The organism is Nostoc sp. NMS9, assembly GCF_017114995.1.
Taxonomy (GTDB): Bacteria; Cyanobacteriota; Cyanobacteriia; order Cyanobacteriales; family Nostocaceae; genus Nostoc.
Genome location: NZ_JABXKL010000071.1, coordinates 208,858 through 223,146 on the forward strand (window position 1 = coordinate 208,858; position 14,289 = coordinate 223,146).

Genomic DNA, 14,289 nt, shown 5'->3' on the forward strand with positions numbered 1-14,289 from the left:
TTTTCTCTCACAACTCTAATTATTTATTTCATCTTGCTCTGATTGAGCAGTAGGTAAAACTTACACAATGTGTTTTATTCTTCCTGGGTTTAGTGTTCCCAAAAATATAAAATAAATACAAGAAAATAAAAAAATACTAAAAAGTTAACAATATTTTTTTTATAGAAAAATTAAAGAAAAAATCATCTCATCTTTATTTTTTCTGGGAAAGTTTTAAATATTATTTTTTATGAATTTATATGAGAGTATTTTTTAGAAAATGATAGGGTGGCAGAGGTTCGCTCAGTGCCAATTGCCAGTGCGAGCATTGTACCTGCCAGAGGGAAAACTGCTGCGTACTGAGCGTTGAATCGTTGCGCTGTGCCAAAAAGTGGATTTGCCGCATATCTTGCTGTCGAGTTTCACAGATAACATTTGTATATGTTTTGAGAATTAACTGGTTCAAGAGTTCCCACTGTTCGCATTGTTGTGCTTGAAATGCTTGCTGTGTTTGGTAGCGTTGTTTTTTAGCTAATAAATAGGCTTTTCCCCTGGCATCAATAGTTTCAGAATCGTCAAGTAAAGAACAGGGTGTCATTTTTACAGTGTACTCAACTTTGTCTGCTAGCTGAGTTAGGGCTTCTAGATATTGCTCTTGCTGCTTTTCTAGATGATTCAGCAGTTTTTTTACAGAGGTAAAACCCCTCCCAAAGCGTAGGGGAAGAAGGGGAGTTTGTTGAAAAAGTTCTCGAATCACGCGATCGTGGTTTAATACAGCTTGAAGTAAACGCTCATCCGTTGCCTGTATTGCCTCCAGTGAGATTTCCGGCTCTATGATCGCGGCTAAACCAGAAGAGTACACGAGTTCAATATCCCTTTCCATCCCTAAGGGTAGAACCAGCGGTGATGCGGTCGGTACTAGAAGAGCATAAACGTATATTGACATAAGTAAAACGGCGTAAATATTTGTAGCTGGGATGAGGCAGGAGGCCTCCTGCCTTCTGCCCTCTATTGAGATTGATGCTGATTAGCAAGCATTTGGTATGTAACTTGGAAATCATCATTTGTAATCTGAATCAAGCTGGAGTCACTCCCCTGGGCGCGGTATCGACGAATTGCGCTTAAAGCAGCTTGATTGCTCAACAAAGCCAAGTCTGCCCCATTCCAACCCTCGGTAACTGTCGCCCAGGTTTCTAAATCGACATCAACCAGGGGACGATCTAGATTGTGAACTCCTAAAATCGCTAATCGGCTGGCTCGATCTGGTAGATCGATTTTTATTTGTAAGTCCAATCTTCCTGCTCTGAGCAAGGCAGGATCGAGCGTTTCTGGACGATTGGTTGCTCCTACTAACAGTACTTTCGGGCATTCATGCAACCCATCCAGTTCGGTGAGCAGTTGACCGACAACGCGATCGCTAACTCCAGAATCACCACTGAATCGTCCGCGTGCTGGTGCCAGGGTATCAATTTCATCTATAAACACAACGCAAGGAGCTGCTTGCCGAGCTTTACGAAAGAGTTCTCTGACTGCCTGTTCTGCGGCACCTACCCATCGGCTTAATAATTCCGGGCCATTCACAGCAATAAAGTTGGCTTTAGCCTGAGAAGCGATCGCTTTTGCAAGTAAGGTTTTTCCCGTTCCCGGCGGCCCCCACAACAGAATTCCACGGGGAGGCTTGGCTTTGGTTTGCTCGTATAGTTCGGGATAGAGGAGTGCGCCCTCAACAGATTCTTGAAGTTTTTGTTTCACATCATCCAAACCACCAATGTCATCCCAACTGACACTTGGTATTTCAACTGCTACAGCCCTAAGAACTGAGGGTTTTATCTCCTTAATTGCTTCGAGAAAATCCTGCTGCATGATAGTCATGTTCTCAGGAACGGGACTATTGAGCGAGGGGACTTGACGACGAAGGGCAATGTAGGCTGCTTTTTGACAAAGAGCTTTGATATCGGCACCAACAAAACCGACTGCCAAATCAACGATCGCTCCTAAATTAACCGAAGTCTCCAAGGGCATGGCACTTGTCAAAATCGTCAGAATTTCCAATCGTCCATTGCGATCGGGAACCCGAAACTGAACTTCGCGATCGAAGCGTCCTGGACGACGAAGCGCCGGATCGAGATAATCAGGACGATTTGTTGCCGCTAATACAATTACGCCCTCGGTTTTGGCAAACCCATCCATTAACCCAAGCAACTGCGCCACTAGTCTTTTTTCAACTTCACCTTCCACTTGGCTGCGATCTGGGGCAAGGCTGTCAATTTCGTCAATAAATATCAGGCAGGGAGCAGAACGAGTTGCTTTCTCAAAAATACTTCGCAAACGAGCTTCTGCTTCCCCGTAATACTTGCTCATCACCTCTGGACCATTGATGGCAATGTAGTTTAACTCTAACTCTTCTGCCAAAACACGGGCTGTTAAAGTTTTTCCCGTACCAGGTGGGCCAACGAGCAAAACCCCACGCGGAGGCTCTAACCCTAATTTCACCAATAAATCTGGACGTTTAAGTGGAATTTCAACTAACTCTCTGATTTCTTGGAGAACATCAGCCAAGCCCCCGACATCTTGCCAAGAAGTTTTTGAGTTCGTCCGAGCTGATGGGGGGGTGACATCAGCATCATCCATTGGTGTAGCTGCATCGGTGGAATTGGATCTGACTCGGCTGGAACTCCTTGTTCTCGGAATATTGCCTTGCCGGGGAATACTACTGAGATTATGAGACCGAATTTGAATAGAAGTTTTTAACTCGCCTTTCTCTACTTTTTCTTCTAAAGCTTTGGCAATTTCTAATAGGTGTTCAAATCCTTTAAATATGTCGTCCATTGATTTTACTTAAATAAAAGGGAGAGAAAAATTTTATTTTCATAGGACTTACGCAAAATAATGAAAAAACGAACCGCCAAGGACGCCAAGGACGCAGAGAAATAAGAGTTTTAGAGAGTTATTGCGTAAGTCCTGTTCCAAAAAATTAAAAGTTTCAATATTTTTGATTCTCAATTTTTATTGCTGTTCAACAGGGAGAGGAATTAATCAGTTGGAAATGGTTAATCGAAGACGAGCAAAGTTATACGGGGCAGTGAAATTGTTGTAACGAATTCGCAAACGGTTTTCAAATTGGCGATCGAGTGCTTCAACGTGTTCGCTAAATTGTGATTCTGCTTCCCAAGGAATTAGGTAGGCTGAATTGTAGATCATTGTGTCCATTTGGGGAGTATTTTCTACCACTTCGATCGCAATGGAGTTGAGTGTGCCTTGAAATATATCTATGATGCCTTGCTTGCGATCGTTCATTCCCTGTTCGATGGTTTGCCCTATTTGGATTACCCGCTCCATACTCAGGGGTTGACCTACTAGTTTATCCCTTTCGGTTTTGAGATTTGGGTGTTCTGCCAATAGTCCCTGAATTTCTGCCTCGGTATCCCAAAAAACTTTGACACTAACTTCTCGGCAACCCGATAACTTCGCAAGCAATTGCGTCAATTCTTCTTGATGAGGACGAATTAATTGCTGTGAAACCGTTTCCCAGCTTGAAACCAAAAGTCCAAATTGCACGGGCAGTAAATAGCGATCGCCTGCTTGCATGATCTCCTCAAGGACTTTTTCATGACTTAGCAGGTTACGACGGCTGGCCAAATAACGCTCTTGCTGTGCTTCCGAGTAGATTACTGCAAAATCATCCAAAATTTTAATTTGTACAGGTTGCCGATCTAAGCCCTGTAAATTTAAGTTTTGTGGAGCAGGCAAGGTCAAAATTCCATAAATGTAAAAGCCATAACTCATAAGAATGTCTTACCAAGAAGAATCTAGATAAAAAAATTACAGGGGTTTAGAGGTGAGTACTAATCTCAACTTGGCATGAACTAAGCTTAACTGAGCTAGTCCTAAGTCCAAGTCACCTTCAACCACAACACCCGTATTTAATAGGCGATCGAGGAGTTCTAGAATAGAGGGTTGACTAGAGGTTTCACCGGGGTAGTATCCTCCAGATTGGGGAAGTAAAGTTCCCATTTCACCCAAGTTAATATTTAGCTCGGCTGGGTCAATATCAAATATCTCGCAAAGTTTAACAACCTGTTGTTCAAGCTGTTGCAGGCTTTCGGCAGCTCGATCTAGCTCATAGTCGTTGAGGGTGCCAGCATCCATTCGCCGAATCACCTGAGCTTCGATGAGTTGGCGTATCAGCTCAACAACCGTCAGTAACAATGGTGCTAAACCTGAATCGGAACCTTTTGATTTACTAATCGCCTGCATTCTGATGATTATTAGGATTGAGTACTTTGAGCGATTGCAGTTCTGTTTCTAGACTGGCAAGACGCTCTTGAAGTTGTTGATTAGTTGCTAATAAGGTGCGAGTTTGACTATTAAGATAGGGGTCGCTCTCCCACCAGTTAATTCCAATCTCTTTGGCTTTATCAACAGAAGAAATCAACAAACGAATTCGGATGTTGAGCAATTCTGTGGAGCCTACGGAAATAGAAATATCTCCTGCTATAACAATGCCTTTATCCAGAACCCGTTCTAGAATATCTGCCAAGCTAGAACCCTGAGTTGCTGTGATAACTCCTCGGTTAGTATTAGTACTCATTTGTTTATTAAATGGCCAGAATCAAAAGCAACTGTCTGTGATACGTTCGGCGGCTCGGCATTGCCCTGCATTTGTACTAATACTCCCTGCTCTCTAAGAGACTTGAGTGCAGCCACAATTTGACTGCGATCAATCGCTAATTCTACTGCCAATTCAGAGAAACGCCTTCCTGGAGAATTACACAGGTAGTTGTAGACTTCATGCTCGTAAGGTACTCGTTGTTCCAATACAATCTGATTTGGGCTGTTTGGTATTATCTCTGACGACTGAGATTGAGTATTTATACTATGATACAATTCACTTAAAACCTCTTCCAGTAGCCGAGTTGCTTCGATGAGAGGTTGATTCGTGCGAGAAAGCAGGATATCGGCACAAATATCTTGGAAGCAAGAATCTCCAGGGTTTACGGAAATTTCGTGTTCGTGGCAGATTTTGGCAATCATCAGACAGGAACGTAATCCACCGCCCTGTCCAGAACCAGATCGACTCCAAAACGTCCGTACTAAGCGGACAATTACTTCTGCTTTCTCAGAATCTATACCTGTTTTATGAACTACAATTTCCTGCTGACTCAGTTCATCAGGTGTAGGCATATCGATGGTAATAACACGATCCATCAAAGCATCCTGAGTTGCATGAACTCCACAATACTCTTGAGGATTTGATGTTAAGATTGCCCGAAACTGAGGATGAACCCGGATATACTCGGCTCGATGTTGGTTTGTTGGTAATACTAACAACCTCTCCTCAAGTACAGAGAGTAAAACGTTATTTACCTCAGGGTGCGATCGATTGAATTCGTCGTAAACCAGCGTAAATCCTTCTTTACAAGCTAGGGTTAATCGTGCATCAACCCAATGTTGTCGGAGTTCATCCTCAACTTTGACAACGCTGTGGATGAAGTTATCAACAACCTTTTTACGGGTATAACCTAATTGATTACCAATCAAGTCTGAGGTTTTAAACTCATCATCTCCAAATAAGAGGATGATAGGCTGGTTGAGCAAATCAGCTAGATGCATTGCCAGAGTAGTTTTTCCGACTCCGGCTGAACCGCGTAAATGTATTGAAAAACCTGACTGTAGATAGCGCAAAGCACGTTGAGCGATGCGTTGAACAGCAGGGGTATTGACAAATCGTTGGGGAGATGCATTTAATACTGTTGTCAAACTCTAAGTACCTCCTAAGTAGTAATGTGTCATACAAAAGTATTTTTTTACATTGCAAATATAAAATACAGATGTCAATCAGCCTTAACTGGACTCAAATCCAACGCATTTTGGCATCAACACAAGACTAGTAATGTTTAATATTTATGTCATCAGCATGATTACGGTGTTGAGAGGATACCTTTAAGAAGTCCACACAAGTGTAAAGCAATATGGTTCTGCGCTTCTTACTATTACCGATTACTGGCCCATTAATGGGGGTAACGTGGCTTGGGGAAAAAATTTTAGAACAGGCGAGTACTGAAATTGATGATAAAGAAAATCTCAGCAAGCAACTTCTTGCACTCCAACTTGCTTTTGATATGGGAGAAATTCCTGAAGAAGAGTTTGAAATTCAGGAAGAAGCCCTTTTATTAGCGATTTTGGAAGCAGAACAGGAGGAACACAATCAAACACAAGAGTAAGGCAGGAGGCAGAGGAGGAACTGCCGAAAGGGTTTCCCGACATAAAGGAGGCAGTGCGTTGGGCGGCTTTGCCGACTTGTTCGCCCTTGGCGTTCCCGTTCGCGCAGCGTCTCCGTTAGGAGAAGGGTAGCAACTGCCGTCAGCTGCCGTGGCAGAAGTTAATTCCCATGAATAAATTTCAGTACACCGAAAACTTTTGCCAACATCAAAAATTAGTAGCTTGTGATACCGTGTATTCCCACAACCACAATACAATATTTTTCACGGACAGTACCCCCGAACGCAAGGCTTTTTTCATCGAATTTAATCCGCGATGTGTGGATGAGGGAAAATATAAGTATCGCGATTCAGAATATAATCAGCCATGACTGAAACTAAACCTGCTCGTACCGCACGCAGGGGACGAATATTCCCCCAAATCCAGTGGAATGAGGAACAAAAAGCACGACGTGAAGCCGAACGCGAGGCTTTTTACCAACGTTGTAAACCTATTTTTGATCGAGTTAAATCAGAGTTAATTGAAACTCACTACAACTGGTTTGTTGCAGTTGAACCGGATAGTGGAGAATATTTTGTTGATAAAGATTTAGAAGTAGTTTCATTACAGTGTCGCCAACAGCATCCAGGCAAAATCCACTATACTTTTCGGATTAATGAGTCTGGGGCTTGCGGCACGATATGACGATTTCCGGTTTTTTTGGTGATGAGGATGCACTACTTTTTGAAATTAATTTAATAACATCAGATGGATTAGAATTACCTGTTGGGGCGATGTTTGATACAGGTTTTTCATATTGGTTAGCGATTAATGACCAAGATATAGATGCACTTGGTTGGGAGCGTTTACGAGAGCAAACAATGCGAACTGCACGGGGAGATGTAAAATTTGAAATCTATCTTGGTCAAGTACTATTTGATGGTCAAGAGTTTGACATACCTGTACATGTTGGCAAAGATTTAACAGAAGTTTTACTCGGTCGTCAATGGTTAACAAATCGTCGGTTAGTCGTTGATATACAGTCGGGTGAATTAACGTTGGGATAACTACGACCGATAAAAAGAGAGAAAAATGCCTCAAAGACCAACAGTATCGATTGCTCATTTGACCCCTATTGGCAATTAAGTAATTGGTAGAAAATACACTCATACAATGACTGCTATTACAAAGCACTCAATATACCTTTAGCCCTTGCCTCTTTAATCCAAGTAGGAAATTCGTTTAGTAATCTTTCATACAATTGCTCATCTTCTTGTTCAAGAACATCTTGACCAGTGTGATTATAAAGTGTGTGGCTATTGGGATGAACAAAATGAATATTATGAGAAAATTACGTTACCTCGTACCCTAGAAGCCGAATTAGTTAGTAGTTTAATAGGCGTTACTCACAAAGAACGTTTTTTACCCCCAATATATGCTTGACTGTAAAATTGTTATATAGTACATTTATACTGATATCTGAGGTAAAAAAATGGCTAACAGAATACACTTGAGCTTACTGCAAAATGGTGAGGAGTGGAACAATAAAGTGGACTTAGATCCAAACTTTAAAGCCGATCTTAGCGATGCTGACCTTTGTGGACAAGATTTTTCTTATAGAAATTTTACAGGTGCTAATTTAGCTAATGTTAACTTTAATAAATGCAATTTAACAGGAGCTAATTTTGATAAAGCTAATTTAGTGAGGGCTAAATTCAAAGGAGCTAAATTATTATCAACGTATTTTACTGAGGCTAATTTAAGCAGTGCTGATTTTAGCCCTTACGAAGAAACTATAGGGAATATAGTAGAACCTATAAAAACAGATTTTAGCCTTGCGAACTTTACTGATGCTATTACAGATAAAGCAAATTTTACTGACGTTAGATTTTTCAAAACAACTATGCCAGATCGTAGTTTGCATACTTCACACTAGTATGTACAGGGTTTTATTTCCTAAAATAGAGAGCAAAGGGAATGAGAATGATATAGGCAAGCTTAAATCTTAGTACTTAGTATTCCAATGTTAGGGTGTTGAATTTTGGTGTATTGTCTTCCAACTTAGTATTTGCTTGTTGATGGGTCGTGTCCTCTTCAGCAATTGTTTGACTATTTAAAATAGCAAGACGCTGCTGAATCTGATGTCGGCGTGCTTCGAGTTTCTCTAGTTCCTGCTCTAAACGCTCTTTTTCCAACATGATTTTGTAAGCATTTAAGTAAACTGTTGCTTGAGAACGTTGAGGAGGCATTGAGCTAAGTTTGGCTTGAATTTGTCTGCGGTTTGGAGTGCGATGCATAATAAATTTCTCTTTGGGTATGAAAGTATTTAGTCTAATTAGCCGTTAAAATAAACAGGCGGCTGCTGCTTGGATGCGTTCTAAAGGCTGAACTGAGCGAGGAAGCACAGGTAAGCGAACCATTGTCAAACCTGGAAAATTTGTCTGGCAGTCATCCTTGCTCGCACCATCGCAATTAATGGTTGCTGTAGAAGTAAAGCGGTTGAGAACAAGGTAATTCTGGCTCACACCTATTTCTTGAAGAGATTTGAACAGGCGTTGTTGTTCGGCAAGTACACTAGCCTGGTTAAGTGTAACCCCAATGAACTCTGCTTGTTGTGGGTCTTTTAGCACTTTTTGGGCTTTGACCACGCGCTGTCGCAAAATTCGTAAACGCCCCATAAACTCTGTACGACCAAGGACATTCTGATACTTGATCCAGAGTTTGAAAATCCAAGCTAGCCAGTCTGCCAGTGCAGTTGGCATTTCTAGAAAACGCAGAAGATGACCTGTAGGAGCAGTGTCTAAAATAATCAAGTCTTCTTCTTGTTGCTCTAGCAATTCCATTACTGTTAACAGGGAAAGCATTTCATCGATCCCTGGTAAAGCTTGATCGACAATTTTGCGCCAGGCAACAGGAGCATAGGCAATTTCAATAGCTTCGGTTGTTTGGGTTTCGCCACTCATCATTTCGGCCAGTTCCCATAGGTAATCGGCTCTGAATTGATCGACAATGCGATCGCCATCCACTTCCTGACCTCGAAGATTGGCAGTTATTTGATATGGTTCGTGTCCTAAACTCAGACCAAAGGCATCACCCAAGGAATGGGCTGGATCGATAGAAACAATGCGAATTTTACGCTCAGGATGTTGTTGAGCCATAGCCCAACCAATGGCAGCTGCTACTGTGGTTTTGCCTACTCCACCCTTACCGCCAATTAGTAACAGGCGACGACCTTTGCTCAGAAAATCTCCAAAGCTAGGAGGAATTGTTTCCGGCCATTGAACTGGGAGTAGATCAATAGGAGATAGCGGTTCAAGCTGAGGAATATCGATTTGGTTGATGAGATGGCTGAGGGCTAGAATCCCTAAAGGCTCCTCATCTTGTTGTGGCACAATAAACATCGGCTTTCCGCTAGCAAGATCCGTATACTGACCGATCAGCGGTTGTTGTTCTTGGTAACGATCTGGGTCAGTCGCACTGCCAAGGACTTGGTTAACAAACAACCCTCCGCAAGGAATCTGCATGGTTTGTAAGGCTTCTAGGAATCGTTTTGACTCCAACCAACTCATTGGTTCGGCGATCGCAACTAACAAACAAGCTGTATGGGTGGGATCTTGAAGCAGACGACGACCTTGGGACAGTTCAGCTTTCAGAGTTTGCAAAAACTCGTCAGCGCGATCAGGTGTGTAACTTCCAGCAAAGGTCTTGCTAATAAACCGATGCTTTTCTTGAAACAGTTCAAGAGAGTGGAGGAAAGTGTCTAAAAAGTCCATCAATCCAAACAAGTTGAGAGTATGACCGCTAGGAGCCATATCCACTACTACTCGATCTACCTGCTGCTCCTTAAAAAGGCGTTGGATTTCTAACAAGCCCATCAACTCGTCTAGTCCAGGCCAATTTAAATCCCAAACTGGAAGCAAGTCTTGTCCTTCAACAAAACTACCGCGCTCCACTAACAGTTCTAACACCTGACCATAACGTTCTTTAAACTCTTGTAGCAAACGCTTTGCATCCAACGCCCTTACTAGTAGATTGGGTAGTTCCGCTATGGGACGAGGAATGTCATCAACGCTAACTTGTAAAACATCTCCAAGAGAGTGAGCCGGATCGGTTGAGATTAAAAGAATTTGCTCATTGGCAAATTTCTGTGCCCAACGACATGCAAAGGTGCAGGAGATTGTCGTTTTTCCGACTCCACCTTTGCCGCTAAACATAGCAAGGTGTAGGTTATCAAAAAGTTCCATCCCGTTTGTCATTTCCGGCGTTTTAGGATAAAGTTACTACATATTTTTGAAAGTTACTTAAGTAATTTTGCTGAATAAAGCTATTTAAGGATGGGACGGGATTTACAAAACTTCTATCCTATAGGCTACCGTGTACACACAAGTTGGAAATAATTGACAAATCCGGGTTTTACCCCACCCTAACCCTCCCCGATGCATTGGGGAGGGAACTAGATTTTCCGGTTTCCCCCTTTTACAAGGGGGGATTAAGGGGGGTAATTCGACTTGTGTCTACACCGTAGATCCTATAGAGCGGTGACAGGGAAAGCTTCACAAGAGATGTAATTAATTTTGTTGAGTTACTTACAAAGATTAGCGGAGGAACTATAACTGAGGTAAAGATTTAGCCAGAGGTGTCCAAAGGTAAGGAGATAAGATGGTTAACAGTTCTGAAGGCGATATAAATATTGGGTGTAATGTCCAAGGTATTTCTGAATACAACTTTTTTTCTGACAGTAAGTCTGAGGACATTCATCGTCGTCCACTTAAAACAGACTCTCCCTACTTAGGACTAAAAACTTTTGAAATTAAAGATAAAGACAAATTTTTTGGTCGGGAGAAGTGGATTGCTAATCTGGGCGATCGCTTAAAAAAAGATAATGTACTCTTGCTTTTAGGAGCATCAGACAGTGGCAAATCATCATTGATTCGGGCAGGTTTAATTCCTTATTTGGGAAACAATAACAATTCATTAATTAATATAAGTTTTCACCCAGATGAAAATCCTTTTAAATCTCTTTATCAGTGTCTTGCTTTTACTTATGGGAAAAAATCACCAATAGCGGATATTGCTCGAGAAATAAGAGAAAATACTCTAATTAAAATTGTCACATTCCTCAAACAAGATTATCAGTGCGTTCTGATTTTTATTGACCAATTTGAAGAACTGTTTACGAAAACTCAAAAGCCGGAACGCGATAAATTTGTTGCTAGTCTCTTTCAACTGTTCCAGCAGCAGGATAGCTCTGTGAAAATTGTTTTAACAATGCGCTCTGATTTTTTGGATAAATTTAGTGAGTATCCCCAACTTGCGAAGATCCACGATTGCTATAGTCGTATACTCACTAGAATGAGCGATGGAGAATTAAAGTTAGCGATCGCTGAACCTGCTGCTAGAAATGGCGTTACCTTTGAACAAGGATTAGTTGAGCAAATTATTCATGATTTTCACCAACAAAATGATTATCTACCACTTCTGGCATACACCTTAGATGTACTGTGGGAAAGAGAAAATATTGCAAACCGGGTTCTGAAGACAAAGACTTATAAAGAACTAAAAGAGCAAACGTTTGGTTATTTAGACGAACAAGCTAATCGATTTATTAATGGTAGTGTTGGATGGCACGATCGCCATTCGAAAGAAAAGGAACAAGAGATTCAAAAGTTAAACCTTGCACTGACTGAATTAAAACTGCGCGAGCAATCTGCCAGGGTTTTAAATTTACTTCCTGTTCAACCGCTAGAGGGTTTGGTGCTGGCAATTCAAACAATGGGTGAGAATCTAGAGAAATACCCAAACCAGCTTCTAGCTCCTGTTTTGGGAAGCTTAAAGGAAGCAATGAACACACCCACAGAGACGAATAGCTTGCGCGGACACGAGCAAGAGGTGAATTGTGTAGCCTTTAGTCCTGATGGCAAGTTTATTGCCAGTGGCAGTAGCGATTCTACGGTGTGCTTGTGGAATATCATTGGCAATCCTACTGTTCAATTTTTGTGTGGACACGAGCAAGAGGTTAATTGTATAGCCTTTAACCCTGATGGCAAGTTTATTGTTAGTGGCAGTATTGACGGAATTTTGTGTTTATGGGATCTACAAGGTAATCTCATTACTCAACCGTGGCAGGGACATGAGGAAGGAATTATTTCCGTCGCTTTTAGCTCAAATGGCGATGGCTGCGCCAACCCCTCCGGGGTACGCATTGTCAGTGTTGGTTTTGACGGAACAGTGTGTTTGTGGGATTTAGAAGGTAACGCCATTACTCAACCTTGGCGCGGACACAAGGAAGGAGTTATTTCCGTCGCCTTTAACCCAAATGGCGATGGCTGCGCCAACCCCTCCGGGGTACGCATTGTCAGCGTTGGTTTTGACGGAACGGTGTGTTTGTGGGATTTACAAGGTAACACCATCACTCAACCCTGGCACAAACATGAGGCAAAAATTATTTGCGTCGCCTTTAGCTCTGATAGCAAGTTTATTGTCAGTGGTAGTAGTGATTGTACAGTGCGGTTGTGGGACATACAAGGTAATCCCATCGGTCAACCTTGGCACGGGCATGAAGGACATGTAAATTCTGTAGCGTTTAGCCCTGATGGCAAGTTTATTATTAGTGGTAGCTGCGATCGGACAATACGCTTGTGGAATATCAATGGCAACCCCATCACTCAACCTTGGCGCGGACATGAAGGACAGGTTAATTCCCTAGCCTTTAGCCCCGATGGCAAGCTGATTGTCAGTGGTGGCGATCAAACTGTGCGTTTGTGGGAGCTACATCAAATACTACAAGATCGGGTCATCGGGCGATCGCAGCGCAAATATGAGAATTGGGTCAATTCTGTCGCCTTTAGTCCTGATGGTAAGTGTATTGTCAGTGCCAGCAATGATTCGACAGTGCGCTTGTGGGATACTGACGGCAACCCCATTGGTCAACCTTGGCAGGGACATGAAAAAGAAGTTAATTCTGTCGCCTTTAGCCCTGATGGTCAGTGGATTGTCAGTGCCAGTAATGATTCGACAATCCGTTTGTGGGATACTGACGGCAACCCCATTGGTCAACCTTGGCAGGGACATGAAAAAGAAGTTAATTCTGTCGCCTTTAGCCCTGATGGTCAGTGGATTATCAGTGCCAGCAATGATTCGACAATCCGTTTGTGGGATAGCAACGGCAACCCCATTGGTCAGCCTTGGCGCGGACATGAAAAAGAAGTTAATTCTGTCGCCTTTAGCCCTGATAGTAAGTGGATTGTCAGTGCCAGCAATGATTCTACAGTGCGCTTGTGGGATAGCAACGGCAACCCCATTGGTCAACCTTGGCGCGGACATGAAAAAGAAGTTAATTCTGTCGCCTTTAGCCCTGATAGTAAGTGGATTGTCAGTGCCAGCAATGATTCTACAGTGCGCTTGTGGGATAGCAACGGCAACCCCATTGGTCAACCTTGGCGCGGACATGAAAAAGAAGTTAATTCTGTCGCCTTTAGCCCTGATAGTAAGTGGATTGTCAGTGCCAGCAATGATTCTACAGTGCGCTTGTGGGATAGCAACGGCAAACCCATTGGTCAACCTTGGCACGGACATGAATATTGGGTAAATTCCGCAGCTTTTAGCCCTGATGGTAAACTGATTGCCAGTGGTAGTCTTGATGGAACAGTGCGCTTGTGGCACTGTGGGTGGCAAGAATGGTTGCAAGTTTGCTGCAACAGGTTACATTATCATCCCATCTTTCAAAATCCTGACAATGGCAGTGATATAGAAATTGCCCACCAAATTTGTCAAAAATATGTATGGAATCCACAATGCCCTAAACAGTTGAACAACCAAGGTGCAGCAAAGCTAAAAGAGAAAGCTTTTTCAGCAGCTTTGGAGGACTTTAAGCAAGCAGTTCAACTTAATTTCACATCGCACTGGAAACATCGCCTTGCTTGGCAATCAATACCCACAGAGAACCAACGTGTAGGTATCTGCCCAATACGGTTGGAGTTTCTAGAGATTTCTTATGAACGTACATCTAGGTCAGACATTTGATAAGTTTGTTGCTGAACTCATTGCTAGCGGACTATAGGACTCCTATTTGAGTTTTGAACAAATTCCGTACATCTGAAGGGTGGCAAA

The 14,289-nt window shown here is 42.4% G+C and carries 15 protein-coding genes; 6 read left to right on the top strand and 9 right to left on the bottom strand.

Annotated features, from left to right (window positions below; genetic code table 11):
- Window positions 1–235 precede the first annotated feature (235 nt).
- The 6 genes from HWQ40_RS21660 to gvpN form a co-directional block, all read right to left on the bottom strand.
- Complete coding sequence (locus HWQ40_RS21660) at window positions 236–925, bottom strand: GvpL/GvpF family gas vesicle protein (protein WP_292781625.1); 690 nt, start codon at window positions 923–925, stop codon at window positions 236–238.
- A gap of 62 nt (window positions 926–987) precedes the next feature.
- The gene (locus HWQ40_RS21665) at window positions 988–2,808 is read right to left on the bottom strand and encodes an AAA family ATPase (protein WP_292781627.1); all 1,821 of its coding nucleotides are present in this window, start codon (window positions 2,806–2,808) and stop codon (window positions 988–990) included.
- 207 nt (window positions 2,809–3,015) lie between these two features.
- On the bottom strand, window positions 3,016–3,765 hold the full coding sequence (locus tag HWQ40_RS21670) for a GvpL/GvpF family gas vesicle protein (RefSeq protein ID WP_292781629.1): 750 nt from the start codon (window positions 3,763–3,765) through the stop codon (window positions 3,016–3,018).
- A 36-nt stretch (window positions 3,766–3,801) separates the two neighbouring features.
- A complete protein-coding gene (locus HWQ40_RS21675; protein WP_292781631.1) occupies window positions 3,802–4,236 on the bottom strand; it encodes a gas vesicle protein K in 435 nt (144 codons plus the stop codon).
- A complete protein-coding gene (locus HWQ40_RS21680; RefSeq protein ID WP_292722738.1) occupies window positions 4,223–4,570 on the bottom strand; it encodes a gas vesicle protein in 348 nt (115 codons plus the stop codon). The genes HWQ40_RS21675 and HWQ40_RS21680 overlap by 14 nt, the downstream gene beginning before the upstream one ends.
- Entirely contained in the window at window positions 4,567–5,739 is a 1,173-nt protein-coding gene (gene gvpN / locus HWQ40_RS21685) for a gas vesicle protein GvpN (protein WP_292781635.1), read from the bottom strand. The genes HWQ40_RS21680 and gvpN overlap by 4 nt, the downstream gene beginning before the upstream one ends.
- 212 nt (window positions 5,740–5,951) lie before the next feature.
- Between gvpN and HWQ40_RS21690 the strand changes: the two genes are divergently transcribed.
- The 4 genes from HWQ40_RS21690 (at window position 5,952) to HWQ40_RS21705 (ending at window position 7,247) form a co-directional block, all read left to right on the top strand.
- A complete protein-coding gene (locus HWQ40_RS21690) occupies window positions 5,952–6,203 on the top strand; it encodes a gas vesicle protein GvpG (RefSeq protein WP_292781638.1) in 252 nt (83 codons plus the stop codon).
- A 167-nt stretch (window positions 6,204–6,370) separates the two neighbouring features.
- A complete protein-coding gene (locus HWQ40_RS21695) occupies window positions 6,371–6,571 on the top strand; it encodes a hypothetical protein (protein WP_292781641.1) in 201 nt (66 codons plus the stop codon).
- On the top strand, window positions 6,568–6,885 hold the full coding sequence (locus HWQ40_RS21700) for a hypothetical protein (RefSeq protein WP_292781643.1): 318 nt from the start codon (window positions 6,568–6,570) through the stop codon (window positions 6,883–6,885). The genes HWQ40_RS21695 and HWQ40_RS21700 overlap by 4 nt, the downstream gene beginning before the upstream one ends.
- Window positions 6,882–7,247, top strand: coding sequence for an aspartyl protease (locus tag HWQ40_RS21705; RefSeq protein ID WP_292781646.1), 366 nt, complete (start codon window positions 6,882–6,884; stop codon window positions 7,245–7,247). The genes HWQ40_RS21700 and HWQ40_RS21705 overlap by 4 nt, the downstream gene beginning before the upstream one ends.
- A 116-nt stretch (window positions 7,248–7,363) precedes the next feature.
- Here HWQ40_RS21705 and HWQ40_RS35700 read toward each other — a convergent pair whose 3' ends face one another.
- The gene (locus tag HWQ40_RS35700; protein ID WP_366934020.1) at window positions 7,364–7,441 is read right to left on the bottom strand and encodes a hypothetical protein; all 78 of its coding nucleotides are present in this window, start codon (window positions 7,439–7,441) and stop codon (window positions 7,364–7,366) included.
- 231 nt (window positions 7,442–7,672) lie between these two features.
- Here HWQ40_RS35700 and HWQ40_RS21715 point away from each other — a divergent pair, with 231 nt between their 5' ends.
- Complete coding sequence (locus HWQ40_RS21715; protein WP_292781647.1) at window positions 7,673–8,116, top strand: pentapeptide repeat-containing protein; 444 nt, start codon at window positions 7,673–7,675, stop codon at window positions 8,114–8,116.
- Between the two features lie 76 nt (window positions 8,117–8,192).
- Here the strand turns inward: HWQ40_RS21715 and HWQ40_RS21720 are convergent, their stop codons facing one another.
- Together HWQ40_RS21720 and HWQ40_RS21725 are read right to left on the bottom strand one after the other, a co-directional pair.
- Window positions 8,193–8,477: a hypothetical protein gene (locus HWQ40_RS21720; protein WP_292781648.1), complete on the bottom strand. Its 285-nt coding sequence runs from the start codon at window positions 8,475–8,477 to the stop codon at window positions 8,193–8,195.
- A gap of 45 nt (window positions 8,478–8,522) precedes the next feature.
- Complete coding sequence (locus tag HWQ40_RS21725) at window positions 8,523–10,436, bottom strand: ArsA family ATPase (protein ID WP_292781650.1); 1,914 nt, start codon at window positions 10,434–10,436, stop codon at window positions 8,523–8,525.
- Window positions 10,437–10,839: 403 nt separating this feature from the next.
- Here HWQ40_RS21725 and HWQ40_RS21730 point away from each other — a divergent pair, with 403 nt between their 5' ends.
- A complete protein-coding gene (locus HWQ40_RS21730; protein ID WP_292781652.1) occupies window positions 10,840–14,202 on the top strand; it encodes a WD40 repeat domain-containing protein in 3,363 nt (1,120 codons plus the stop codon).
- The last annotated feature ends 87 nt before the right edge of the window (window positions 14,203–14,289 follow it).